Annotated in this window: 1 protein-coding gene; it reads right to left on the bottom strand. The window is 56.4% G+C overall.

The genetic code is table 11. The annotated features are described in order from the left end of the window. The coding region (locus RMT89_RS41910) for a hypothetical protein (RefSeq protein ID WP_315889003.1) at positions 1-330 on the bottom strand (330 nt) is incomplete at both ends.

Consider the following 330-nt stretch of genomic DNA (forward strand, 5'->3'; position numbering starts at 1 on the left):
TGCGAAGAACACGCTTCTTGATGAGTCCGGGATGCAGAACATAGAGTTCCTTCTCCCAGTACTGGTTCTCGGACATGAGCGGATGAGTCGCGAACTTCAGGCTGTTGCCGACGAAGTTGAGCTCCCAAACGTCAAGGCCGAAAGCCTTGTCCTTGAGAGTCAGCTCGTAGTGCGTGTCCTTGGCCGCCATGCGCTGAACGAGATTCAGGGTCTTCGTCGAGGTCATCGTGATGCGCTCGTTCGGCAGACCCTTCGCATTCTTGTCGAAGATTCGACGCATGAAGTCCTGGAATCCGGCCATCGACATGGCGCCGGAGGTGCCACCGTAGT

This window comes from Streptomyces sp. P17 (assembly GCF_032436805.1).
Classification (GTDB): Bacteria; Actinomycetota; Actinomycetes; order Streptomycetales; family Streptomycetaceae; genus Streptomyces.